The organism is Sinorhizobium fredii NGR234, assembly GCF_000018545.1.
Taxonomy (GTDB): Bacteria; Pseudomonadota; Alphaproteobacteria; order Rhizobiales; family Rhizobiaceae; genus Sinorhizobium; species Sinorhizobium fredii_A.
In genome coordinates, this window is record NC_012586.1 from 2,406,520 (window position 1) to 2,430,033 (window position 23,514).

The 23,514-nt window shown below is 62.8% G+C and carries 19 protein-coding genes and 2 pseudogenes; 14 read left to right on the top strand and 7 right to left on the bottom strand.

From position 1 onward, the window contains the following. Positions 1 to 29: 29 nt before the first annotated feature. Positions 30 to 908 carry a LysR family transcriptional regulator gene (locus NGR_RS11260; protein ID WP_015888396.1) on the bottom strand — a complete coding sequence of 293 codons (879 nt, stop codon included), beginning with the start codon at positions 906 to 908 and terminating at the stop codon, positions 30 to 32. A 158-nt stretch (positions 909 to 1,066) separates the two neighbouring features. Here NGR_RS11260 and NGR_RS11265 point away from each other — a divergent pair. The 3 genes and pseudogenes from NGR_RS11265 to NGR_RS11275 all read left to right on the top strand — a co-directional run bounded on the left by NGR_RS11265 (position 1,067) and on the right by NGR_RS11275 (position 4,806). Further along, positions 1,067 to 2,306, top strand: a pseudogene (locus tag NGR_RS11265) (SRPBCC family protein). Positions 2,307 to 2,311: 5 nt separating this feature from the next. Beyond that, positions 2,312 to 3,373: a hybrid-cluster NAD(P)-dependent oxidoreductase gene (locus tag NGR_RS11270; protein ID WP_015888398.1), complete on the top strand. Its 1,062-nt coding sequence runs from the start codon at positions 2,312 to 2,314 to the stop codon at positions 3,371 to 3,373. Between the two features lie 155 nt (positions 3,374 to 3,528). Next, entirely contained in the window at positions 3,529 to 4,806 is a 1,278-nt protein-coding gene (locus tag NGR_RS11275; protein WP_015888399.1) for a M24 family metallopeptidase, read from the top strand. Between the two features lie 46 nt (positions 4,807 to 4,852). Here NGR_RS11275 and NGR_RS11280 read toward each other — a convergent pair whose 3' ends face one another. Further along, on the bottom strand, positions 4,853 to 5,917 hold the full coding sequence (locus NGR_RS11280) for a GlxA family transcriptional regulator (RefSeq protein WP_015888400.1): 1,065 nt from the start codon (positions 5,915 to 5,917) through the stop codon (positions 4,853 to 4,855). A 170-nt stretch (positions 5,918 to 6,087) separates the two neighbouring features. Between NGR_RS11280 and NGR_RS11285 the strand changes: the two genes are divergently transcribed. Together NGR_RS11285 and NGR_RS11290 are read left to right on the top strand one after the other, a co-directional pair. Further along, positions 6,088 to 7,083 (top strand): ABC transporter substrate-binding protein, encoded by a 996-nt coding sequence (locus tag NGR_RS11285; protein ID WP_015888401.1) that lies wholly within the window; start codon positions 6,088 to 6,090, stop codon positions 7,081 to 7,083. Positions 7,084 to 7,179: 96 nt separating this feature from the next. Then, a pseudogene (locus tag NGR_RS11290) lies at positions 7,180 to 9,169 on the top strand (FAD-dependent oxidoreductase). Between the two features lie 91 nt (positions 9,170 to 9,260). Here NGR_RS11290 and NGR_RS11295 read toward each other — a convergent pair. Then, complete coding sequence (locus NGR_RS11295) at positions 9,261 to 10,805, bottom strand: trimethylamine methyltransferase family protein (RefSeq protein ID WP_015888403.1); 1,545 nt, start codon at positions 10,803 to 10,805, stop codon at positions 9,261 to 9,263. A 90-nt stretch (positions 10,806 to 10,895) separates the two neighbouring features. Between NGR_RS11295 and NGR_RS11300 the strand changes: the two genes are divergently transcribed. From NGR_RS11300 to NGR_RS11340, 9 genes are all read left to right on the top strand, one after another. Beyond that, complete coding sequence (locus NGR_RS11300; RefSeq protein WP_015888404.1) at positions 10,896 to 11,831, top strand: LysR substrate-binding domain-containing protein; 936 nt, start codon at positions 10,896 to 10,898, stop codon at positions 11,829 to 11,831. A gap of 125 nt (positions 11,832 to 11,956) precedes the next feature. Continuing rightward, positions 11,957 to 12,958, top strand: coding sequence for a LacI family DNA-binding transcriptional regulator (locus NGR_RS11305; RefSeq protein WP_015888405.1), 1,002 nt, complete (start codon positions 11,957 to 11,959; stop codon positions 12,956 to 12,958). 175 nt (positions 12,959 to 13,133) lie between these two features. Next, complete coding sequence (locus NGR_RS11310) at positions 13,134 to 14,168, top strand: sterol desaturase family protein (protein ID WP_015888406.1); 1,035 nt, start codon at positions 13,134 to 13,136, stop codon at positions 14,166 to 14,168. Beyond that, entirely contained in the window at positions 14,165 to 14,476 is a 312-nt protein-coding gene (locus NGR_RS11315; protein ID WP_015888407.1) for a MocE family 2Fe-2S type ferredoxin, read from the top strand. Before NGR_RS11310 ends, NGR_RS11315 begins: the two co-directional genes overlap by 4 nt. Positions 14,477 to 14,552: 76 nt before the next feature. Further along, positions 14,553 to 15,497 (top strand): substrate-binding domain-containing protein, encoded by a 945-nt coding sequence (locus NGR_RS11320; RefSeq protein WP_015888408.1) that lies wholly within the window; start codon positions 14,553 to 14,555, stop codon positions 15,495 to 15,497. 59 nt (positions 15,498 to 15,556) lie between these two features. Beyond that, positions 15,557 to 16,762 (top strand): NAD(P)/FAD-dependent oxidoreductase, encoded by a 1,206-nt coding sequence (locus NGR_RS11325; protein WP_015888409.1) that lies wholly within the window; start codon positions 15,557 to 15,559, stop codon positions 16,760 to 16,762. After that, a complete protein-coding gene (locus tag NGR_RS11330; protein WP_015888410.1) occupies positions 16,762 to 17,598 on the top strand; it encodes a sugar phosphate isomerase/epimerase family protein in 837 nt (278 codons plus the stop codon). Before NGR_RS11325 ends, NGR_RS11330 begins: the two co-directional genes overlap by 1 nt. Before the next feature lie 61 nt (positions 17,599 to 17,659). After that, positions 17,660 to 18,769, top strand: coding sequence for an S-(hydroxymethyl)glutathione dehydrogenase/class III alcohol dehydrogenase (locus tag NGR_RS11335; RefSeq protein ID WP_015888411.1), 1,110 nt, complete (start codon positions 17,660 to 17,662; stop codon positions 18,767 to 18,769). Between the two features lie 337 nt (positions 18,770 to 19,106). Then, on the top strand, positions 19,107 to 19,580 hold the full coding sequence (locus NGR_RS11340; protein WP_015888412.1) for a VOC family protein: 474 nt from the start codon (positions 19,107 to 19,109) through the stop codon (positions 19,578 to 19,580). A gap of 57 nt (positions 19,581 to 19,637) precedes the next feature. Here the strand turns inward: NGR_RS11340 and NGR_RS11345 are convergent, their stop codons facing one another. From NGR_RS11345 to hutC, 4 genes are all read right to left on the bottom strand, one after another. Beyond that, positions 19,638 to 20,042 (bottom strand): type II toxin-antitoxin system VapC family toxin, encoded by a 405-nt coding sequence (locus NGR_RS11345; RefSeq protein WP_015888413.1) that lies wholly within the window; start codon positions 20,040 to 20,042, stop codon positions 19,638 to 19,640. Next, the gene (locus NGR_RS11350) at positions 20,039 to 20,272 is read right to left on the bottom strand and encodes an AbrB/MazE/SpoVT family DNA-binding domain-containing protein (RefSeq protein WP_015888414.1); all 234 of its coding nucleotides are present in this window, start codon (positions 20,270 to 20,272) and stop codon (positions 20,039 to 20,041) included. The genes NGR_RS11345 and NGR_RS11350 overlap by 4 nt, the downstream gene beginning before the upstream one ends. 94 nt (positions 20,273 to 20,366) lie before the next feature. Continuing rightward, positions 20,367 to 22,328, bottom strand: coding sequence for an elongation factor G (locus NGR_RS11355; RefSeq protein ID WP_015888415.1), 1,962 nt, complete (start codon positions 22,326 to 22,328; stop codon positions 20,367 to 20,369). 266 nt (positions 22,329 to 22,594) lie between these two features. Further along, positions 22,595 to 23,302, bottom strand: a complete 708-nt coding sequence (gene hutC, locus NGR_RS11360; protein ID WP_015888416.1) for a histidine utilization repressor — start codon at positions 23,300 to 23,302, stop codon at positions 22,595 to 22,597. Positions 23,303 to 23,514 lie beyond the last annotated feature (212 nt).

Here is a 23,514-nt window from a genome sequence, read left to right on the forward strand (position 1 = left end):
CCAACGACGCACCGGTACTGCCGATGGGCTTAGGCACTCTTGACCAGCCAGTCGGCAAACAGGCGGGCCTTCGAAGTCGCGCGCGGATGGATCTTCAGATGAAAGGCCACCGGCGAGGGAATGGTCTCGGCTACGAGTTGAACAAGCCGCTCCTCCCGTATCAGGCTTTCAGCCAGGCCATCCCAACCAAGCACCGCACCGACATCGTCCTGGGCGGCCTGAAGCCCGATCATATAGTTGTTCACGTAGAAGCTGCGGCCCTTTGGAGCAGGGTGCCCCAGCGCCAGAAACCAGTCGGACCAGGTCGTCCAGTCGGTTTCCTCATTGCTCGTATGAATTAGGGGCGCCTTGAGCAGATCACCGACGTCGATGATCCCATGCTCTGCGGCGAAAGCCGGCGTGCCAAGGGCGACGATGCGATCCTGAAAGAGCTTGCGATATTCGCCGTCATTCTCCGGTGGATTTCCATAATGGATGCTCAGATCGCAGCGGCCGGTCATTCCGGGGACGTCGCTGATGATCTGCGAAACCGTGATGGCGGGATGGATTTTCCAGAAAGCCGAAATTTTGGGCGTCAGCCACAGTGAACTGACAGCTGTTGTCGCCCGGATGGTCACGTCAACCGTTTCCTGGCGATCGCGAATCTGCGTAACGGCCTCCGAAATCGTCTCGAATCCGCGCTGTATCGCGATGAACAGAAAGGCGCCCTTCTCGGTCAGCTCAACACCGCGGCTGCGGCGCAGAAACAGGTTGCAGCCCAGATCCGTCTCGAGCGCCTTGATCTGGTGACTGACGGCTGCCGGCGTCACATTCATTTCCTGAGCGGCCTTCTTGAAGCTCGCATTCCGGGCCGCCGCCTCGAAGCAAATGAGCGCGGTTATCGACGAGAGATCATAGGGTCGTGGCATAGGGGACTCTTTGAAAAACGCACTCTGCCCGGACACCGGGCCAGAACTTCGCGAGATTAGTTAAACTAATCCATCATGAAAAAAAGTGCTATTGTCAAAAGGGTTTGATGACGGGAAGATTTAATCACAATTGAACACAATGAGCATGGAATCTTCCGATGGCGGTCCCCTCTCCTTCCCTATACGACCTGCTTGCGCGCCGCGTTCCGGGCTACGCCCTCGAACAGCCGTTTTTACACATCGCCGGCGATTTACGAGCTCGACCTTGAGCATATCTTCTACAAGGAGTGGCTCTACGCGATCCCGGCCTGCCAGCTCGTCAAGGCGGGCAGCTACGTCACGATGCGGGTCGGCGCCTATGAGGTCATCATCGTTCGAGCCCGCGATGGCGAAATCCGCGCCTTCCATAATTCTTGCCGCCACCGCGGCTCGCTGATCTGCAAGGGCCGCCAAGGTCAGGTCGCCAAGCTCGTCTGTCCCTACCATCAATGGACCTACGAACTCGACGGCAAGTTGATCTGGGCGAATGACATGGGGCCCGACTTCGATGCGTCGAAGCATGGCCTGAAACCGGTGAACCTGCGCGGTCTCGAGGGCCTGATCTATATCTGCCTTTCGGAGACGCCGCCGGATTTCGAACCCTTTGCTCAGCTGGCCCGTCCCTATCTCGCCATTCACGACCTGAGCGAAGCGAAGGTCGCCTATACCTCGACCATCGTCGAAAAGGCCAACTGGAAACTCGTCTGGGAAAACAATCGCGAATGCTACCACTGCAGCAGCAACCATCCCGCCTTGTGCCGTTCGTTTCCCCTTGACCCGGATGTGGCGGGTGTCTCTCCGGACGGATCGGTCTCGGCGAGGCTCCAGGGGCATTTCGACCGTTGCGAAGCTTCCGGGGCGCCGGCGCAATTCCGCATCGCCGAAGACGGCCAGTATCGCCTGGCGCGCATGCCGCTGCAGGAGAATGCACTCAGCTACACCCTCGATGGCAAGGCCGCCGTCAACAAGAACCTCGGCCGGGTCGCCCTGCCCGACGCCGGCACGCTCTTGAAGTTCCACTATCCGACCACCTGGAACCACTTCCTGCCGGATCATTCGCTGACCTTCCGGGTTACGCCGCTCAGCCCGATGGAAACCGAAGTGACCACCACCTGGCTCGTCCACAAGGATGCCGTCGAAGGCGTGGACTACGATCTCAAGCGGCTGACCGAGGTCTGGATCGCCACCAATGACGAAGACCGCGAGATCGTCGAAACCAACCAGCAGGGGATTCTGTCGCCGGCCTATGTTCCCGGGCCCTATTCGTCGAACCAGGAAAGCGGCGTCATCCAGTTCGTCGACTGGTACGCCGCCTGGCTCGAACGGTCGCTGGCGCCGATGCGGCAGGCCGCGGAGTAAAGCGGATGAGCGCGTTCAAAAACCTTGCCTTCTGGAATGACGCGGAAGTGCTCGAATGCGTCACCCGGACTCCGGAAGCGCCTGATGTCGTGACCTTCAGCTTCCAGAGCCCGTCCGGTGCGCTGTTCAACCATGATCCGGGGCAGTTCGTGACGCTGGAACTGCCGCTTCCCGGCGGGCCGCTCTACCGCACCTATACGATCTCGTCTTCGCCCTCGCGACCGACGGCCCTGACGATCACCGTCAAGGCGCAGCGTGACTCCGTCGGGACAAGGTGGATGCTCGACAACTTGCGCAAGGGCATGCGCATCAGGGCCATAGGGCCGGCCGGAAAATTCTCGATCGTCAATCACCCAGCCGAGAAATACCTTTTCATTTCGGCCGGTTCCGGCATCACGCCGATGGTGGCGATGACCACATGGCTCTACGATTCCGGACGCGAACCGGACATCGTCTTCATCAACTGCGCGCGCCGCCCCTCCGAGATCATCCTGCGCGACCGGATGGAGCTCATGGCGTCGCGGATCGTCGGCATCGACCTGAAATGGGTGGTCGAGGAGGGGGACCCCTTCCGGCCCTGGACCGGCTACCGGGGGATGTTCAACCAGATCATGCTCGGCCTGATGGCGCAGGATTACCTTGATCGCGAGGTGTTCTGCTGCGGCCCCGAGCCCTTCATGCGGGCGGTGCGCGAGGCGCTTGCCGCTCTCGGCTACGACATGAGCCGTTATCATCAGGAAAGTTTCCAGGCCGAGCCCGAGCACGCCGAGGACGTTCCCGAGGATGTGGTTCCGGATGCCCTGAACCAGGCCGAGATCGAATTCGCCCTCTCCGGCGTAACGGCCAAATGCAACGAGACGGACACGATCCTGGCGGCCGCAAAAGCCGCAGGGCTGGTGATCCCCTCGGGCTGTTCGATGGGAATCTGCGGCACCTGCAAGGTGCGCAAGACGGAAGGCCAGGTCCATATGGTGCACAATGGCGGCATTACCGAGGAGGATGTCGAGGAAGGCTATATCCTCGCCTGCTGCTCCAAGCCGCTCGGCCGCATCAGCGTCGAAGTATAGTCCTCACCTCACAACCCAAGAAATCATCGCGGCCGACCCGGGCGTTGAAGCCCGTCGGCTGCCGGCCTCCCGACATGCCTGCTGTGACGCCGGAGCGCGCAAGTCCGCGCATGGCTCAATTCCGACACAGCCGCTCCGCGAGAAGGACACGCAATATGGACCAGTCCACCACCCGCCGATATGACATAAGCGGGCAGTCCGTGTTCAAGGACGACAGAAAGCAAGCCTATCTCAACCCGGAAGGTGCCGACAGGCCGCTGAAAAGCCCGATACCGGCGTGTGTCCTCGACAGCGCCAGGCGCTATCGGTTGGGTCGCCTCAGGAGCAAAATGGAGGAGCACTGCTCTGCCCTGCTGCTCTACGATCCGGTCAATATCCGCTACGCCTTCGATTCGTCGAATATGAGCATATGGACCATGCACAATGCGGCCCGCTATGCTCTGATCCTGGCCGATGGTCCGGCGATCCTCTTCGAATTCGAGGGGGCGGAGCATCTCAACCAGGGGCTTCCGGGGATCGACGAAATCCGCCCGGCCAAATCGTGGATATTCTTCACCGCCGGCGATCTGGTCGAGACGCGCCTTTCGGAATGGGCAGACGACGTTTCAGACATCGTCAAGAGGCAAGGACGCAATCGGCGCCTGGCCGTGGACAAGCTCGAACCGGCCGGCGCCTTTGCATTGCAGAACCGCGGGCTGCAGCTCGTCGACGGCCAGGAACTGGCAGAACGCGCCCGGTCGATCAAGAGCCCGGACGAAATCGAGCTGATGCGATGGACGATCCGGGTGTGCGAAGCCGGCATGGCGCGGATGTACGAGGTATCGGAACCGGGTCGAACCGAACGGGAAATCTGGGCGGAACTGCACTTTGAAAACGCCCGCAGTGGCGGTGAATGGCTGGAAACGAAGCTTCTGACCGCAGGCGCCAGAACCAACCCCTGGTATCAGGAATGTTCCGACTATGTGATCCGGCGGGGGGAGATGATTGCCTTCGATACGGACATGATCGGCCCATACGGCTATTGCGCGGATCTGTCGCGTTCCTGGACCTGCGGCCATGTTGCGATGAGCGCGAAACAGCGGGAACTCTACTCTGCCGCCCGCGAGCAGATCGAGCACAATCTCGGGCTGCTGAAGCCGGGCCTATCCTTTGCGGAGTTCAACGAGCGGTCCTGGCGCATTCCCGACAGATACCTGCCCTATCGCTACACGCTGGCGCTACACGGAACCGGCATGGCCGATGAGTGGCCGGGCGTCTTCCTCCATCCGGATTTCGACCGGAATTGCAGCGGAATGATCGAGCAGAATATGGTGCTCAACGTCGAAAGCCTGATTGCGGAAGAGGGGTCCGAGAGTATCAAGCTCGAGACTCAGGTCCTGATCACGCCGACGGGAGCTGAACGATTGGACACGTTCCCATGGGAAGACCCGTGAACGGCGCTTTCCCCCAATTGCCACTCCGGCGACGATCGCCGGCACTTCACCGAAGGCCGAATTCCCGATGCGATCGCCGCATCCTCGCGGGCGTGACATGGTAGGTGCGCTTGAACCAATGGACAAAATGGGCGCAATCCGTGAAGCCGCATTCATAGGCGATCTGCGCTATGGAGCGATCGCTGTTGAGCAGCATCCATTTCGCCGCCCTGAGCCGCATCTGGCGCCAGTACTGACTTGGCGTGACCTGCAGGTGCTTGTTGAACAAGCGAGATAGCTCGCGTTCCGAGGTGCCGACGCCCGCGGCAATTTCCGATATCGAGCACAGCTCGTACATCTTCTGGCGCATCAGGCCGATCGCATTCGCGACGCGGCGATCCTCGCATTTCAGGCCGATCTCGAGCTCTTCCGTTACCTTCGATTTGTCAAAACCGCGGTCGCCCAACAGGTAATGGAACGCCTTGTGGACCCGGGATTCGCCGCAGGCGTCGGCAACGAGAAACATGGCGAGATTGATCGCCGCCAGGCCGCCAGGAGAGGTAATGATATTTCCATCGGAGACGACGGGCGTATCCGTCACGGGAATGACATCCGGGAAATTCTGCCGCAGCGTCCCGGCAAGGGCGAAATGAACCGCACACCTCTTGCCGGACAAGAGACCCGCTTCAGCCAGCACAAAACTGCCGGAACAACTGCCGACGAGCGGCACGGCCTGCTTGGCCGCCGAGATAACGAATTTGTAAAGGTCCGGATGAGGGCTTTCGTGTCCATGAAGTATCCCCCCATGGACGATGATGTAGTCGTAGTCCGAAGGATCACCATATGGCTTGTCAGGGTATATCGCGATGCCGCAACTCGAGAACACCGGTTCTTCGCTGTGCGACAGTACATCCCATGTGCAGTAGATCTGCCGACTGTAGTCGCTTTCGTCCCCGGATAACCGCAGGAAATCGACAAAGCACGCGAGCGGCATCAGCGTGAAATTCGGCGTCGGCACGATTGCGACGCGAAGCGGCGTGTCGATGTGCGGAGGAGCCTTGGTCGGCCCGAGGTGCGAATAGTCACCGCGCAATGGAATGCCCGAAATTCCAATAAAACTTGTCCGAAACATACAATACGCCACGGATCATCACAAGTAGCTTGGGTTTACCCATCGGGAATGGGCGCGCGTCAGCCTTTCAACCGGAAGCCGCCGGCGCTCGCGCATCCCTCAATGTGGGTGGCCTGCCGGTAACTCGGGCCGGCCAAACAAATCTCTGGGGAACAAGAAAAGGGTGGAGCATGAGACATATTCTCGCATTTTCGGCGCTGGCTCTGGTGATGGGAGCAGCGTCCGCTGCAAAGGCGGAGTGCGGCACCGTCACGGTCGCGAACATGAATTGGCAAAGCGGAGAATTGCTGGCGAACGTCGACAAGTTCGTGCTCGAGCATGGGTTTGGCTGCGACGTCGAATTCATACCCGGGGATACGGTGCCGACCATCACGTCGATGGTTGAGAAGGGCGAACCGGATATCGCCGGAGAGGCCTGGGTGGACCTCGTCCCGGAGATCGTAAAGCGCGGGACCGAGGAGGGTCGTATTGTACAGATCGGACAAGCTCTGTCCGATGGCGGGGAGCAGGGCTGGTACGTCCCGAAGTTCATCGTCGACGCTCACCCTGGAATCAAAACCGTCGATGATGCCTTGGGCCATCCCGAGCTGTTTCCGGACCCGGAGGATGCGTCCAAGGGGGCGATATTCAACGGTCCGCAAGGCTCCGGCGGGTCGGTCGTCGGCGGCCAGCTGTTCAAGGCCTATGCCGGAACATCGAAGAACTTCAAATTGGTCGACCCGGGTACGCAAGCGGGCCTGGATGGAGCGTTGACGAAAGCCTACGAGCGGAAGGAGGGATGGCTCGGTTACTACTGGTCGCCCACCGCCCTTTTGGGCAAATATCCGATGGTGCGGCTGGAAGCGGGAGTGCCGCATGATGCGACCGAGTGGAAGCGTTGCAACACCAAGGCCGACTGTCCCGATCCCAGGAAGAATGAATGGCCGAAGGATCACGTCGCGACGCTGATTTCGAAGAAGCTCGCCACGGGCAACAATCCGGACGTGGTTGCCTATTTGAGCAAGCGGTCCTGGGACAACGAGACGGTGAATTCGGTCATGTCCTGGATGACGGAAACGCAAGCCGGCGGTGAGGACGGCGCGGTCCACTTCCTGAAGGAACACAAGGATCTTTGGACGACCTGGGTCCCGGAGGACGTCGCGGAAAAGATCCAGGCCGCACTCTGACGTCGGTTGCGTGAGCCCGCGCTGGCGAGCTCACGCAATTCGCTGTCGGCGGCCCGCGACGATCACCAACCCTTTGTCTGCGTTCAGGAATCGCGAATGAGAACAGAATTCCCGAGGATCTTTTCGGAGATCAGCATCCGCCGCCATCGACTTCGCAACCGGGTCGTGTTCGGTGCACACACGGCAAACATGTCCGACAACGGCATTCCCGGCGATCAGCACATCGCCTATTACGTGGAGCGTGCGCTTGGCGGAGCGGCCATGATCGTCGTCGAGCCCATGCCGGTTCACGCCGCCACCGTCCTCACACGCGGCAATTTTCGCCACTCCGACGACACGGTGATCCCGGCCTTCAAGAAGCTGACGGACAGCGTCAAGCAGCACGGCGCGGTCGTCCTGCAGCAGCTCTACCACGTCGGCAGTCACGGCGACTCCGATCTCTCCTACCACCCGCATTGGTCGCCGTCCGGTGGGCCGAGCTACCATGACAGCGACGGCTCGCACACAATGACCGAGGCGGAGATCGAGGAGACAATTGCGCATTTCGTAGCGGCGGCGGTCCGCTGCCAGCAGGCCGGCTTCGACGGCGTGGAAGTCTGGGCCGCCTATGGAGGTCTGCTCGATCAGTTCTGGACGCCGTTCTACAACAAGCGCGACGACCAATGGGGCGGCCTGCTCATCAACCGCATCAGGCTGTCTCGCGAGATCCTGCGGCGCATAAGGGAAAGTTGCGGCCCGGACTTTATCGTCGGGCTGACCGTAAGCGACGAGCCGGGCTGTCCGACCGCCCTCACGCGAGATGAGATCGCCGAAATCATCGCGCTTCTCGACCAGGACCAGCTCATCGACTACGTGACCTGCGGCTCCGGCGGGTATTTCGACTATGGCAGCCTCATGCCGACGTTCCTCTATCCGGAGCGGCTTGGAGCAGACCTCTCGGCGCGCCTGAAAAAGGTCGTACGGCATGCCCTGGTGATTGCCGAAAGCCATATCCGTACACCCGAGAACGCAGAGATCACCCTTGGCGAGGGTGCGGCCGACCTGGTGTCGATCGTGCGGGGCCAGATTGCCGATCCGCACCTTGTCAACAAGGCGCGCAGCGGAGCTGCCGGAAGACATTCGTGGATGTCTGTCATGCAATCAGATGTGCTGGGGGCGCCGGTCGCGGGATTACTGGATCAGTTGTGTCGTCAATCCCTCCGTCGGCAGGGAAGCCGAGTGGGGCGGCGATCGCTTGCGCCCGGCCGAGCAGCCACGGCGCGTCCTGGTCGTCGGCGGCGGACCGGCCGGCATGGAAGCAGCCCGCGCCGCCGCGGAAAGAGGCCACAAGGTGGTCCTGGCGGAAGCCTCGGACCGTCTGGGCGGAGCATTTCGGCTCGCGGGCGAACAGCCGCGCCGCGCGCAAATCCTCGATCTCATTGAATGGTACGAAACGCAATTCCGCAAGCTTGGCGTGGAGGTGCGGCTGAACTCCTACATGGAAGGCGCGGACGTCGCTTCGATCGGCGCCGATGCCATTATTCTCGCCACCGGATCGATACCGGGCGAGACGGGATTTCAGAAAGCCCTGCCGGATAAGCCCGCCCTTCCGGGAATCGAAAACGGCAACGTGTTTTCTGCCGAAAGCGTGATGGCGCGCCAAGCCAGAGTGGGCAGCCGGGTCGTCGTGCTCGACGAGACGGGCGGATGGAAGGGATGCGGAACCGCCTGGAAACTGGCCGAGCAAGGCCACAACGTCTGGCTTGTCACCCCGGACGCGCTGGTCGGGAAGGAGCTTCAGCGGACCTCGGCGGATGCTCCCTTGCGGCGAACGCTGAAGAGGCTCGGTGTTGGTTTCCACACCGAGACCAGCATTGCAAGCTGGCAAGGAAATTCGGCCGTTCTGATCTCCCATTTGACCGGCGCCACGGAAACCCTCGAGGCCGACAGCCTGGTCACGGCTACGACCAACTCGGCGTTCAACTGGCTCGCCCTGGAGCTCGCGGAGATGGGCATCGCATTCGTCGAAATCGGCGACGGCGTAGCGCCCAGACAGGCCCCCTATGCCTTCTACGAGGGTCGCAAGGCCGGCATGAGCGTGAACTGACCCCACCAGGACATAGGCGGCCCCGCTTTCGCGGGGCTGCCTTGGCCGACAGCGTAACGCTCAAGACTACCACGCTTGCGGCGTCGGCCCATCAGTACCAGGCGTCGGGCATGCTGTTCTTGCGCCTCTCGACATAGTCTCGCAGCGCCTCGTCGATCGCCTCGTCGAGCGGCGGCGCTTCGTATTCGGCAAGCGTTTTCTTCCAATGCCGGTTGGCGCGCAGCGCCATGTCGGTTTCGCCCTGCTCGACCCATTTCTCGAAGGGCTCGTTGTCCGAAAGCGCGCTGTCCCAGAAGGCGGTCTGGTAGTTGCGCATCGTATGGTCGCAGCCAAGGAAATGATGGCCTGGCCCGACCTCCAGGAAGGCGTCCATGGCGAGCGAATTGTCGTCGACGACGACGCCGGCGAGATAGGCGTGCAGCGCCCCGCAGAAATCGGTATCCATGACGAATTTCTCGTAGGACATGGCGAGCAGCCCGTCGACGAAGCCGGCCGAATGCAGGATGAAATTGGCGCCGCAATGCACCGCCGACAGCATCGACATGGCGCCTTCCTGCATGGCCTGCGCGTCCGGCTTCTTCGAGTTGGAGAAGTTGCCGGCGCAGCGCAGCGGCAGGCCCAGCCGGCGCGCCAGCTGGCCGACGACCATGCTGCCGATCGCCGGCTCCGGCGTGCCGAAGGTCGGCGAGCCGGAGCGAAGCGACATGGACGACAGGAAATTGCCGAAGATCACCGGCGCGCCCTTGCGCTCGAGTTGCGTCAGCGCGCAGCCGGCAAGCGTCTCGGCATAGGACTGGGCGATGGCGCCGGCATTGGTGACCGGACCCATCGCGCCGCCGAGGATGAAAGGCACGATGACGGCGGCCTGGTTGGCGCGGGCATAGGCGCGCAGCGACTTCGTCATCGTTCCGTCCCAGACGAGTGGCGAGTTGACGTTGACGTTGCCGAGGATGACGCAATTGCCGTCGACGAAATCGGCGCCGAAGAGGATCCGCGCCATCTCGATGGAATCCTCGGCACGCTCCTCGGCGGTGATCGAGCCCATGAAGGCGCGGTCGGAATATTTGATGTGGCTGTAGACCATGTCGAGATGGCGCTTGTTGACCGGCACGTCGACCGGTTCGCAGATCGTCCCGCCGGAATGATGCAGCCAGGGGCTCGACTGGGCGAGCTTGATCAGGTTGCGGAAATCCTCGATCGTGCCGTAGCGCCTGCCCTTGTCGATATCGGTGACGAAGGGCGAGCCGTAGGCCGGCGAGAAGACGACGTTGCGGCCGCCGATTTCGACGCTGCGGGCGGGATTACGGGCGTGCTGGGTGAATTGCGACGGTGCCGAGCCGACGATCTCCTTCAGCATTCCGGGCTCGAAAGTGACGCGCAGCCCGTCGAGCTTCGCACCGGCGCGCCGCCAGTGGTCGAGCACCGCCGGATCGTCGCGAAACTCGATGCCGACCTCGGCGAGAATGCGATCGGCGGTTTTCTCGATCCGCTGCAGGCTCTCCTCGCCGAGGATATCGTAGGTCGGGATATTGCGGACAATGTAGGGAACGCCAACGGGGCCGCCGGCCTCCCGTCGCTGCGCTCTCGCGCCCCGCGTCCGTCTCGGCGTCTCGCCGGCTGCTGCTGTCACTTCCATTACCGACCTCCCATCATGTAGAGTGATGGTATTGACGAGAGAGCCCTTTGTAACTCAGGAAAAAATCGACACATGATATAAGGCCGACTTATGGAAAATCTGCGCCGCCTGCTTCCCTCGGCCGCGAGCCTCGTTGTTTTCGAGGCGGCCGGTCGTCACCAGAATTTCACCCGCGCCGCCAGCGAACTGGGCATGACGCAGGCCGCGGTGTCCTACGCCATCCGTGGACTGGAGGACCAGCTCGGCGTACCCCTCTTCCACCGCGTCCACCGGGCGGTCGAACTGACGGAAGCCGGAGAGAGGTTCCATGCGGATGTCTCCGTCGGGCTCGCCCGCATCCGGAAATCGGCCGAAGAGATTCGTGCCAAGGGCCGCGAGACGAACGTCACGCTGGCCGCCTCGACGGCCTTTGCGTCGATGTGGATGCTGCCGCGGCTCAACCAGTTGCGCGAAGACCTGCCGGAAATCGACCTCAGGATCCAGACCAGCGTCCGCGACCTCGATCTCGACGAGGAACCGATCCCGCTCGGCGTTCGCGGCGGCGACCCCAGCCACTGGCCGCGCTACCACGCGGCGCTGCTCGCCGACGAGGTGGTCAATGCCGTGGCGACGCCCGCCTATATCGAGGCGCACGGGCTGCCGAGGAGCCCGGCGGACCTGCTCAAGCACAATCTCATCCATCTGGAGGAACCGGTCCGGCGCGCCTGCGACTGGGCGGAATGGTTCGCAAGCGCGGGTCTTTCCTCGCCGGCGCAGGGCAAGCGGCTGGCGATCAACGACTACATCCTGGTCATCCAGGCGGTGCTGGCCGGTGAGGGAATTGCGCTTGGCTGGGAGCACCTGATCGCCAGGCAAGTCCAATCCGGCGCGCTGGTGCCGGTCGGCGGACATGTGCTGAGGACCGGCCAGGCCTTCTATGTGGTCTGGCCGCGGTCGCGCGAGCTCAACGCACAAGCGCGGCGCATACGCGATTGGCTGATCGATGAGGGGCTTCGAGACCGTTCGGCGGCCAGCAACCAGTGCTAGGTCGCCACGTCATGGCATGCCGCCTTTAGCCACCTTCTGTGAGGTTCGCGGCTAGAGTATATGACGAAAGTCAACTTACGCTCGTGCAATCAACTACGGCGTGCCAGCCCATCCGAGGGTGCGAATTGAACAAGCCGAACTATCGGGACATCGCCCGCCTTGCCGGAGTGGGAACAGCAACGGTCGAGCGGGTCCTGAACGGCCGCGGGGGCGTCCGCCCCGAACTGGTCGAGAAGGTCATAGTCGCTGCGCGTACCCTGGAATATCCAAGAAAGCTTCCCGAAACCCATCGCGGCCTGCTGCGGATCGAGGTGCTGATGGTGCGTCCGGAGACGACCTTCTACCGGCGCCTTTCGCATGCCTTTCAGAGGATCGCGGCCACTCTCGACCCCTTGGTCGTCGTGCACCGCAGCTTCACCGAAGAGATGAATCCGGAAGAGATCGCCCGGCGCATACTGTCCTCCGACGTCCCCCGTGCCGGCCTTATCCTTGCCGTGCCCAGCCATCCGGTGATCAGCGCCGCGGTGGAAAAGGTCAACGCGCAGGGACTACCGGTAGTCCACGTCGTGACCCGCGCTTCCGACCGCGCCGGAGAATTCATCGGCATCGACAATTTTGCCGCCGGCCGGACCGCGGCGCTGTTCATTAGCCGCATGGCGCGCCGGACCGGGCCGGTCGTTGCGATCTGCCATCCCGTCTATCAGGTGCATCGCGATCGCATCCGCGGCTTTTCCGACTACTTTCGTGAGCATCCCGGCCCCTCCAGCTTCGAATGGCTGGGATTCGGTGGCGATGAGGAGCGCTCGACCACGGATCGGTTGTGGTCGGCGCTAGAGCTCTATCCCGATCTTGCCGGTCTCTACAACGCCGGAGGCGCGAATTCCGCCCTGATCGAAGCGCTGCGCCGGCATCCGCGTGGCCGCGATGTCTTCTTTGTCGGCCACGAACTGACCGAGTATACCCGCGCCGCCCTCAGGGACGGCATCATGGATGTGGTGTTGGATCAGGCGCCGGAAGCACAGGCCCGGCGTTCCCTCGACCTGATCCTGCGGCGTATCGGCTTGACCGATATCGAGCCGGACCGGGCCCCCATTCACTTCATCACCATCACCAAGGAAGGCCTTTGATCTAATCAGATCAAGCAAGGCTTCGGCGTTCCGGGCGCTCCCTGATAGTTTCGCGGTCAGGGAGGAGAGCCGGCGCGTCGCGAGGACCACACCGGACCAAGCGCCTCAGGCGCTCTCCTTCACCAGAGATATGTGTGCGGGCGCGACGGCTGCCGATCCGCCCGAGGAGAGCGCAATGGACGACCTGAAGTATGGAACGCGCAACAAGCGCGGCGACTGGGCACCGAGCGAGCCCGTTCAATACGCACCCCTGTTCCTGTTTCCGACGCGGATAGTGGCGATCCTGAAGTGGCTGCCCGATTATTTCTTTCCCTGGAACACGATTTTCGCCGCCTCGGCGGTCGCCTATTGGGCGTGGGTCATTCCGCCGATCGAGACGATGCAGGCCCTCGGCATCGGCTGGATCGCCTGGCTCTACGCGGTGAATGCGATCTCGGTGTTGTTCTTCTACGGCGCGTTCGAGCTTCATCTCTATGTCCTGAAGCGCCAGGAAAACCGCTTCAAGTACAACGGGAAGTTCCCGGCCGAGCAGAAGAGCAAGGCGTTCTGGTTCGAAAGCCAGAACATCGACAATGTGCTGCGAACGTTCCTGTCGGGCGTGACCATCTGGACCGCAATCGAGGTCGCGATGCTCTGGGCCTATGCGAACGGCCATGCGCCCTGGCTGAGCTTCGCCGAAAACCCGTGGACGCTCGCCATCGTCGCGCTCATCGTGCCGATCATTCACGAGTTCCACTTCTTCTGCATTCACCGGCTCATCCATACGCCGTTTCTCTACAAGTGGGTGCACTCGGTCCATCACAACTCGGTCAATCCTTCGCCCTGGTCGTCGCTGTCGATGCACCCGGTCGAGCACCTGCTCTATTTCGGAACGGCGTTCTACCACCTGATCCTGCCGTCCAGCCCGATCCTCATGCTCTACCAGCTCCATTATGCGGGCTTCGGAGCCATTCCCGGCCATGTCGGCTTCGACAAGGTCGAGGTCGGCGAGGACAAGCTGGTCGATAGCCATGCCTATGCTCATTACCTGCATCACAAGTACTTCGAGGTGAACTACGGCGACGCCCTGATCCCGCTCGATAGGTGGTTCGGCACCTGGCACGACGGCTCGCAGGAGGGCGAGGCCCGGATGCAGGAACGCTACCGCAAGCGGAAGGAAAAACTCGCAGCCCGCAAGGCTCGCGTGGAGATGGGAGGAGCAGCCGAATGACCTGGATTATTGCCTGCAAACTTGACGACATCGAACAGGAAGGCGCCATCCGCTTCGATCACGGCAGCCGCACCTACGCGATCTACCGCGGACCCGATGACAGCGTCTACTGCACCGCCGGCCTCTGCACCCACGAGGCGATCCATCTCGCCGACGGGCTGGTGATGGATTTCGAGGTGGAGTGTCCGAAGCATTCCGGCGTCTTCGACTACCGCACCGGCGAAGCCTTGAGGCTCCCCGCCTGCGAGAACCTGAAAACCTATCCGGCCGAAGTGATCGACGGAGACGTTCGCGTGGCGCTCGGCTAGGGCGGCGCAACATCAACTGGGCCCGCTGGGCCTCCGGGATGAAACGGGGTGGTCCGGCACCCCAAGGGAGGATGACATGAAATCAATCTGTACGGCGGCCGTTGTGGCCCTCTTGATGGCAGGCACTGCCTCGGCCGAGACGATCGGCGTTTCGATGCAGAGCTTCGACAACAACTTCCAGACACTGCTGCGCCAGGGCCTCGATGCAAGGGCCGCCGAGGTGAACGGCGTCAATCTTCAGATCGAGGATGCGCAGACCGACATCTCCAAGCAGCGCAGCCAGGTGGACAACTTCATCGCCTCGGGGGTGGACGCGATCATCATGACCCTGGCGGATACGTCGGCCGCGCCGGGCATCAGCGAGGCGGCGAAGAAGGCTGGCATTCCGCTCGTCTACCTCAATCTCGAGCCGGAAAATCTCGGTCAGCTGCCCGACAAGCAGGCCTATGTCGGTTCGAAGGAAACCGACTCGGGCAGGCTCGGTGCCGAGGCCGCCTGCGCGCTGCTGAAGAAAAAGGGCAAGGCCGGCGATGCGCAGGCCTACATATTGATGGGCGATCTGGCTCACCAGGCGTCGCGCGATCGCACCTCGTCGGTCAAGGAAACGCTGGCGGCAGGCGACTGCAAGGGCGTGACCATCGCCGACGAGCAGTCCGCCGCCTGGACGCGCACCAACGCGATGGACCTGACGACGAACTGGATCACCGCCGGCCGGCCGATCGACGTGATCTTCGCCAACAATGACGAGATGGCGATCGGCGCGATACAGGCACTGAAGGCCGCGGGAACCTCGATGGAGGATGTGATCGTCGTCGGCATCGATGCGACGCAGGATGCCCTTGCCGCGATGGCGGCCGGTGATCTGGACGTGACCGTATTCCAGAACGCCAAGGGACAGTCGGCAAGTGCCGTGGATGCAGCCGTCGCGCTGGCGCAGGGCAAGAACGTCGAAAAGACGGTCTGGGTGCCCTTCGAACTGGTCACGCCCGAGAACATGGACCAGTACAGCCAAAAGAACTGATCGTCCTTGACCGGCGCATCCTCACCGGCTGCGCCGGTCTTTTCACAAATGGAGCACACATGGACGGGCTAGTCATCATCGGTGCCGGCGAATGCGGCACGCGAGCCGCATTCGCGTTGCGTGAGGCGGGGTACTTCGGGCCGATCACACTGGTCGGAGCCGAGCCGCATCTGCCCTATGAACGGCCGCCGCTGTCGAAGCCGATGAACGGTGCGGTGCAGATGAAGGCTATCTGCGCCAAGGAAGCGCTGGAGGCGGCCCGCATCGACTACCTTCAGGGACTGTCGGCCTCGACGCTGGATGCCGAGGCCGGCAGCGTGACCTTCAGCGACGGGCGAGAGTTGCGGTTCGAACAGCTGCTACTCGCCACGGGCGCACGTCCGAGACGGCTCAACTGCCTCGGTGCGGAACGCGCGCTCGATTTCCGGACCCATGCCGACGCCGAGACGATCTTCGCCAATGTCAAGGCAGGGCAAAGCGTTGCGATCATCGGCGGCGGTCTGATCGGCATGGAACTTGCGGCGGTGCTTCGCGGAAAAGACGTTGCGGTCGATGTGATCGAAGCGGCACCGAAGCCGTTGGGCCGCGCCGTCCCTCCGCGCTTTGCCGAAAAGCTCGTTGCCAGGCATGCTGCCGAAGGCGTGCGGTTCCACCTGGGCCGCGGCGTTGAGGCAATCGGCGACTATGGAGTCACCCTGACCGATGGCAGCCTCATTCCCGCCGACCTCGTCGTCAGCGCCATCGGAGTCTTGCCTGAAACCGCTTTGGCGGAAGCGGCCGGACTGGCCACGGGCAATGGAATTCTGACCGACGCGTGCCTTCGCACCAGCGCACCGAATATTTTCGCGGCGGGCGATTGCGCGGCGGTGGCACAACCCGGCGGAGGACACATCCGCTATGAAAGCTGGCGCAACGCCAGGACCCAGGCGGAAACCGCAGCGCGGAACATGGCCGGCGCCGCCGAGACCTTTGCCGCCATCCCCTGGTTCTGGTCCGATCAATACGATCTCGGCCTGCAGGTTGCAGGGCTGCCGCAGCCTGCGCATCGGACCGCCGTGCGCTCAGTGCCGAAGGGCGAGATTGAATTCTATCTGGACGATGGGCGCCTCGTGGCCGCGGCGGGGCTTGGCCTCGGCAATGGCTTGGCCAAGGACATCAAGCTGGCCGAGATGTTGATTGCCGCCGGGGTCAACCCCGAGCCCACGGCATTGGCCGACCCGGGCCTGAACCTCAAGGCGCTCCTGAAAAGCGCGCGGGCGGCGTGATGCAGACCCTGCTGATCTTCCAGTCGCTCTGGGCCATGGAGCGCCGGCATACGGACGGGCACGAGCGCAGTCTTCAGGAAAACATCGCCATGATCTCCGGGGCGGGGTTCGATGGGATCAGTGCACACTACACGAACCGCCGGGATGTTTTGCGCCTGGACGAAACCATCCGCGGCACCGGCCTGAAGATCGAAGGCGTCTGCTTTCCCCGCTCAGTCGAGGATCTGCGCCTGCCGCTGGAACTGGCCGCCGAATTCCCGGTCAGCCACATCAACCTGCAACCCGATATCCGCCCGCGCCGGGTCGAAGACTGCCTGCCGCTTCTCGACGGCTGGATGCGGCTCGCCGAGGATGCCGGCATTCCGGTGTTCATCGAAACGCATCGCGACAGGATGACCACGGACCTGTTCTTCACGCTGGACCTGCTCGATCGGCGTCCCGACCTGCCGCTGTTGGCGGACCTGTCGCATTTCCTGGTCGGCCGCGAATTCGCCTTTCCGGTGGACGAGGAAAACCACGCGATGATCCGGCGCATATTGCGCAACGCCCGGGCCTTTCACGGCCGTGTCGCCTCGCGCGAGCAGGTGCAGATCGAGATCTCTTATCCCCACCACCGCCCTTGGGTCGATCTCTTCCTCGAGTGGTGGCGGTACGGCTTTCGCGATTGGCGAATACGCGCCGATGGAGACGCCGAGCTGATCTTCACCTGCGAGCTAGGTCCCAAACCCTATGCGATCACCGGCAGGGACGGCAACGACACCACCGACAGGTGGGCGGAGGCGCTGCTGCTGCGGCAGATGGTCCGGGAGCTGTGGGCTGCCACGGCCGAAGCCTGAGTAGACCACCGGCGGTCGCGCCTGTTCGAACCCTTCAATTCAACGAACAACGAGGATCATGATGAAATCACGTGCAGCCGTCGCGTTCGAGCCGGGCAAGCCGCTCGAGATCGTCGAAATCGATGTCGCCCCGCCGCAGAAGGGCGAGGTTCTTGTCAAAATCTCCCATACCGGCGTCTGTCATACCGATGCCTTCACCTTGTCCGGCGCCGATCCGGAAGGCATCTTTCCGGTGGTGCTTGGACATGAGGGAGCGGGCGTGGTCGTCGAGGTCGGCGAAGGTGTGACGAGTGTGAGCCCTGGCGATCACGTCATTCCGCTTTATACCGCCGAATGCCGGGAGTGTCTGTTCTGCACGTCCGGCAAGACCAATCTGTGCGTCGCCGTGCGGGCCACCCAGGGCAAGGGCCTGATGCCGGATGGCACGACGCGCCTCTCCTACAGGGGACAGCCGATCTATCACTACATGGGGTGCTCGACTTTCAGCGAATACACCGTCGTCGCAGAAGTTTCGCTGGCGAAGATCAATCCCGAAGCCAACCATGAGCATGTCTGCCTTCTGGGGTGTGGCGTGACGACCGGCATCGGCGCGGTTCACAATACGGCAAAGGTCCAGCCTGGGGATTCGGTCGCAGTGTTCGGCCTCGGCGGTATCGGCCTTGCCGTGATTCAGGGTGCGCGCCAGGCAAAGGCGGGCCGTATCATCGCGATCGACACCAATCCGTCGAAATTCGAGCTTGCCCGGTCCTTCGGCGCAACCGACTGCATCAATCCCAAGGAGCATGACAAGCCGATCCAGCACGTCGTCATCGAGATGACCGGCTGGGGTGTCGACCATTCCTTCGAGTGCATCGGCAACGTCAACGTGATGCGTGCAGCACTTGAATGCGCACACCGCGGCTGGGGCCAGTCCGTGGTGATCGGCGTGGCCGGCGCGGGCCAGGAGATTTCCACCCGGCCGTTTCAGCTCGTCACCGGACGCACCTGGAAAGGCACGGCATTCGGCGGCGTCAAGGGGCGCAGCCAGCTACCTGATATGGTCGAGGACGCAATGCGCGGCGACATCGAGCTGGCGCCTTTCGTTACGCACACCATGGGCATCGAGGAGATCAACCACGCCTTCGATTTGATGCATGAAGGCAAGTCCATACGAACCGTGGTCCATTACTGACCGGCAGCGTTTCACGGGTGGCTTTTTCAGGGTGTGGCCGATCAGTGCCACAGGAACCGCATCCAATCTCCTCGGAATGCGGTTCGAAGAAGAGAGGTGGCTCCCGACCACCTCTCTTTTCGTATGCTGCAATGCCGCTTCATTTCCCGACCGGCAGGTTCCGGCCGGTGCATGCTTCGAACCAGGAAAGGCTAGCCGCTATTGCGCGGCTTTGGCGCGAGCCAGATGCGGCTTGGTACGGCATCGACGACTTCGGGGCTGGAGAAAAACCGACGCTTACCTATTTCGCAGGAAGGGAAAACAAGGCCGAATGGCTTGAAAGCGAAAGGAACAGGCAATGGCGAAGAATACGATCTGCCTCTGGTTCGACAAGGACGCCGAGGCTGCCGCTCGCTTCTACTGCGAAATCTTTCCCGACAGCCGGGTGAGTGCCGTGCACCGGGCACCCAGCGACTACCCCTCGGGCAAGGAGGGCGACGTGTTGACGGTCGACTTCACCGTTGCGGGCATTCCCTGCCTCGGCCTGAACGGGGGACCCGCGTTCAAGCACAGCGAAGCCTTCTCGTTCCAGATCGCCACCGACGATCAGCAGGAGACCGACCGCTACTGGAATGCCATCGTCGGCAACGGCGGCCAGGAGAGCGCCTGCGGCTGGTGCAAGGACAGGTGGGGGATTTCCTGGCAAATCACGCCGCGCGTCCTGACGGACGCGATGGCAGCTGGCGGCGCCGAAGCAAAGCGCGCCTTCGAGGCGATGATGACCATGAAGAAAATCGACGTCGCCGCGATCGAGGCGGCGCGGCGCGGGTAACGCTCATCGCGTCCCACCCAAACATGCCGGATCCGGACGGATGCGCCGCCGCGGCTTCTAATCGGCATTCGGCGCGATCAACGTGAGCGATGGGAAATAGGTCCGGTAGCGGCTTGTATCCCGGGTCAGCAAAGGGAGTCGGCCGACTGCAGCGTGGGCCCCGATGAAGAAATCCGGCAGGACGCCGGTCCTGGCACCTGAACGGCGATACTGCGTGAAGACCTTACCGGCGAGGAAGAGCGCGGCACGCGGCGTCGGGGCGAGCTCCAGTCCCGCCTCGCTCAGGAACGCGTCGAGTTGCTCGATGCGTTCATACCGCACCGCGAGTTCCGCATAGACCGTGTCGTTGATCAACAGCGGCCCTTCGAGGCTCGCCGCCTCGAGCGCGGCGATCGACCAGTCGGCCCAGTGCGGATCGTCGGTCACGACGTCCAGCAGCACATTGGTGTCTACCAGCGTCATGCATCGCCGCGCGTCAACGCCATGATGGCATCCGTGCTAAGCCCCTTGCCGGCATGGCCGCGCAACTTGGCAAACCGGCTCTTGGGCCGCTTGTTGTCGGCCCGGACGAGGAAGATGCTACCGTCAGGCGAGCGCCGAAATTCAACTTTGCTGCCGGGTCCGATCCCCATCAGGTCCCGGACCTCTTTGGGAATCGTTACCTGGCCCTTGGCGGTGACTGTGGTTGCCATCGGCGTTCCTCAGTAATACTCAATCCTCTAGTGGTATTACCTCAGAGAATGCCTATCAAGCGCAAGGATTGCAAGCGCGGGTCCCTCGCCTCTCTCAATGCTCGTTCACGTGCGTGCCATGCGCATGGATGATCGCCTGGGCTTCCTTGCCGTAGAGCTCCTCGAAATGATCGAAGCTCTTTGCGAAGTAGCCGATGCCCTGCGTCGCCGATCGCAAGGACCGGGCCAGATCTTCGAAGGCGCTGCCGGGGATCAGGGCGCGGAAGATGTCCCATCCCTTCGCCGCCTCGTCGCGGTCGAAGCCGAGCACCTGGCCCTTGAGGGTCGAGACAACAGGCACGAGCGCTCCGGAATAGATCGACGGCACATGGATCTCCACCCGGAAGATCGGCTGCAGCAGCACGGCGGCGGCCTGCGACAGCGCCTGCCGCACGCCGAGCTTGCCGGCTGTCCGGAAGGCATATTCCGAACTGTCGACGGAATGGTGCTGGCCGTCGGTCAACAGCACGCCGACGTCGATCGTCTTGAAACCGAGCGGCCCCTTGTCCATCGCCTCGCGGGCGCCCGCCTCGACGGCCGGGATGAAATTCCGCGGTACCGCGCCGCCCTTGACGGTTTCGGCAAAGGAGAACCCCTCGCCGCGCCCGTTCGGATGGACGCTCAGCTTGACGTCCGCGAACTGGCCGGCCCCGCCGGTCTGCTTGCGGTGGCGGTAGTGGACCTCCGCCGATTTCGAGATGGTCTCCCTATAGACCGGGCTCGGCGGCCGCTCGCTCACCTCAACGTGGAAAACTTCGGAAAGCGTCCTGCAGATGTCGCGCAGATGCACCGGCCCCTGAACGCTGACCAGCTGCGCGCCGGTTCCCTCCTCCTGCATGACCGTCAGGCCGCGATCGGTTTCGGCGAGTTTCGCCAGGGTTTCGGAAAGCTTGTTCTCGTCGCGCTCGCTTTCCGGCACCAGGATCCGTTCGAGAATCGGCGTCGGGGGTGCCGTCCAGTCCGGCGGCGCCACCGTCGCATGCGGGGTCAGCAAGGCGGGTACCCTCAGGTGATCCGATTTCACCGCCCCGAAAATCTGGCCCGCCACGGTGATGCCGCTCGCCATCGCCCGGCCGCTCGCCGGGTCCTGGAGCGCTCCGAGACCGGAGCCGCCGAGCACCGCTCCCTGCTTCACGCCGTTCTGAAGCGCCCGGGCGACAACCGTCTTGCCGACGCTCTGCCGGTGGTAGGCGTGGAAGCTGACGGCCGTCAGCGTCGCCTCGTCGATGCCGGCGGATGCGGCAAGCCGCTTGCGCAGCACATCGGGGCGCGGCGCCTCGTGGCGCAACGCCTTCATCAGCCGCATGATGCCGTTGCTGTGGCTGGCGGCGCCGAGCAGCACCGGGATGATCTTGTTCTCGTTCAGGACCCGGGTGGAGATCGCGTAAATGGTGTCGCTCGCCGGCTCGCGGTCCTCGATCAGTTCCTCCAGCAGCCAGTCGTCGAACTCCGAAAGATGCTCCAGCAGCTCGGTGCGCGCCTCGTGTTCGCGCTCGATCGCGCTCTCGGGTATTTCGAAAAGCGACGACGTCTGGCCTTCGCGATAGCGCCAGGCGCGCTCCGAGATGAGGTCGCAACTGCCGATGATCTTGTCGCCGTCGCGGATCGGAATCTGGCGCAGGACGAGCGGGCGGCTGCAATAGTCCTGCAGCGCCGCCACCACGTCCCTCAGCCGGCCGCGCGGCTCGTCCATGCGGTTGACGAAGAGGATGCAGGGCGTGCCGGAGGCCTCGATCGCCCTGAGATAAGGCGCGGCAAGCACCGCCTCGTCGAGGACCGGCGAAACGCAGAGAACGCAGGCGTCGCTCGCCAGCAGCGCGTCCTGCGCATGGGCAAGCGCTTCGTTGTTGCCCGGCACGTCGAGAGCACACCAGGCCTCGCCGCCAAAATCGAATTCAGTGATGGATAGACCGTAAGGGGAAACTGATTTTTTCGGCTCGCCTTCCAGCGAGCCCAACCTTTCCACGAGCGTGGATTTTCCGATCTGCGAAGGACCAAGTACGGTAAAGCAGCGCATCCGCGTTCCTCCCTCTACCGAATGACACTCTTAGGAAGATAGGATGCCCCTCTCGGAGGCAAAGTACCAGAGATTGCTGTTTTTTCTTGGCGAAGGGTGACGAAAGGCGGCCCACCGAGCCCAGGCAGTCAGGAATGGTGCGTTGCGGCTGTGCGCCGCGCCTGAGGCCCAGCGGGACGGCTGGCCGCATATTAGACATTCATTATATGAACGCATCCATCCTATTTGCGGATGCGTTCTGAAAATGGTGTTGACTGAAACCCGGACTATCCGTTCGCGCCTGGTGCGAATTCGGCAACGAGTTCGTGGCGGTCGCCGGGATAGGTAAGCCTGACGCTGGTGACGGGGACGCCGCCGCTCCAGGTCCGTCGCTCGATCACCAGGCAGGGCGCCCCGGGCGCGATCTCCAGCGCCTGTGCCGCCTGGCGGCCCGCCGCCACGGCCCGGATGCGATGCTCGGCGGTGCTCCAGGGGATCTGGCCGAGCAGCCACGAGCCCGGCGCGATCGAGTCGAAGGCTTCCGTTTCGGCCTCCGGCACCGCAGCGAGGTTGATCAGCCGCTCTTCGAGACAAAAGGGCCGGCCGCCGGCGAAATGCCGGCAGGTGATTTCGAGCAGGCGCCCCGGGCCCGCAAGGTCGATTCGCGCCGAATCGCCGGTCGTGGCCTTGCGCAGCACCCGTTCGTCGAGGCTGTAGCCATAATCGAGACCGAGCGATTCGACCTCGAGCTTGACGTCATGGATCTCCATGACGGCCGACTGAACATGCGGAAAGGTGACGTAACTGCCGGATTTGCGCCGGCGCTCGATGAGACCGCGCCTGACGAGGTCGCCGATCGCCTTGTTCACGGTCATCCGGGAGCAGCCATATTGCTCCGTCAGTTCGTGCTCATAGGGAATCCGGTGTCCCGGCGGCCAGAGGCCAGAGAGAATGTTCCCCTCGACGTCGTTCAGGATCCGCTGGTGCAGCGACAACTGCTCGGGGCGGTCTCTGACTTCTGAAGGATTATCGTTGGAAATGGCCGAGCCCTCGCTGAATACAAGCCCCGCACCTTAGCGATTTCCGCCGCCCGCGACAGCCCTCGCGCCTCGGCCTACTGCATGTTTCCGTAAATCGTCGCTGATTTAACGATAGAAACGAGCGGCGATCAGAGCACTCCGGCATGGATGGCGTCCCGCGCCCTGCG

Bases quoted from the DNA above. Each gene is read 5' to 3' on its own strand.
- NGR_RS11260 (WP_015888396.1), bottom strand. From the start codon at position 908: ATGCCACGACCCTATGATCTCTCGTCGATAACCGCGCTCATTTGCTTC.
- NGR_RS11270 (WP_015888398.1), top strand. From the start codon at position 2,312: ATGAGCGCGTTCAAAAACCTTGCCTTCTGGAATGACGCGGAAGTGCTC.
- NGR_RS11275 (WP_015888399.1), top strand. From the start codon at position 3,529: ATGGACCAGTCCACCACCCGCCGATATGACATAAGCGGGCAGTCCGTG.
- NGR_RS11280 (WP_015888400.1), bottom strand. From the start codon at position 5,917: ATGTTTCGGACAAGTTTTATTGGAATTTCGGGCATTCCATTGCGCGGT.
- NGR_RS11285 (WP_015888401.1), top strand. From the start codon at position 6,088: ATGAGACATATTCTCGCATTTTCGGCGCTGGCTCTGGTGATGGGAGCA.
- NGR_RS11295 (WP_015888403.1), bottom strand. From the start codon at position 10,805: ATGGAAGTGACAGCAGCAGCCGGCGAGACGCCGAGACGGACGCGGGGC.
- NGR_RS11300 (WP_015888404.1), top strand. From the start codon at position 10,896: ATGGAAAATCTGCGCCGCCTGCTTCCCTCGGCCGCGAGCCTCGTTGTT.
- NGR_RS11310 (WP_015888406.1), top strand. From the start codon at position 13,134: ATGGACGACCTGAAGTATGGAACGCGCAACAAGCGCGGCGACTGGGCA.
- NGR_RS11315 (WP_015888407.1), top strand. From the start codon at position 14,165: ATGACCTGGATTATTGCCTGCAAACTTGACGACATCGAACAGGAAGGC.
- NGR_RS11320 (WP_015888408.1), top strand. From the start codon at position 14,553: ATGAAATCAATCTGTACGGCGGCCGTTGTGGCCCTCTTGATGGCAGGC.
- NGR_RS11325 (WP_015888409.1), top strand. From the start codon at position 15,557: ATGGACGGGCTAGTCATCATCGGTGCCGGCGAATGCGGCACGCGAGCC.
- NGR_RS11330 (WP_015888410.1), top strand. From the start codon at position 16,762: ATGCAGACCCTGCTGATCTTCCAGTCGCTCTGGGCCATGGAGCGCCGG.
- NGR_RS11335 (WP_015888411.1), top strand. From the start codon at position 17,660: ATGAAATCACGTGCAGCCGTCGCGTTCGAGCCGGGCAAGCCGCTCGAG.
- NGR_RS11340 (WP_015888412.1), top strand. From the start codon at position 19,107: ATGGCGAAGAATACGATCTGCCTCTGGTTCGACAAGGACGCCGAGGCT.
- NGR_RS11345 (WP_015888413.1), bottom strand. From the start codon at position 20,042: ATGACGCTGGTAGACACCAATGTGCTGCTGGACGTCGTGACCGACGAT.
- NGR_RS11350 (WP_015888414.1), bottom strand. From the start codon at position 20,272: ATGGCAACCACAGTCACCGCCAAGGGCCAGGTAACGATTCCCAAAGAG.
- NGR_RS11355 (WP_015888415.1), bottom strand. From the start codon at position 22,328: ATGCGCTGCTTTACCGTACTTGGTCCTTCGCAGATCGGAAAATCCACG.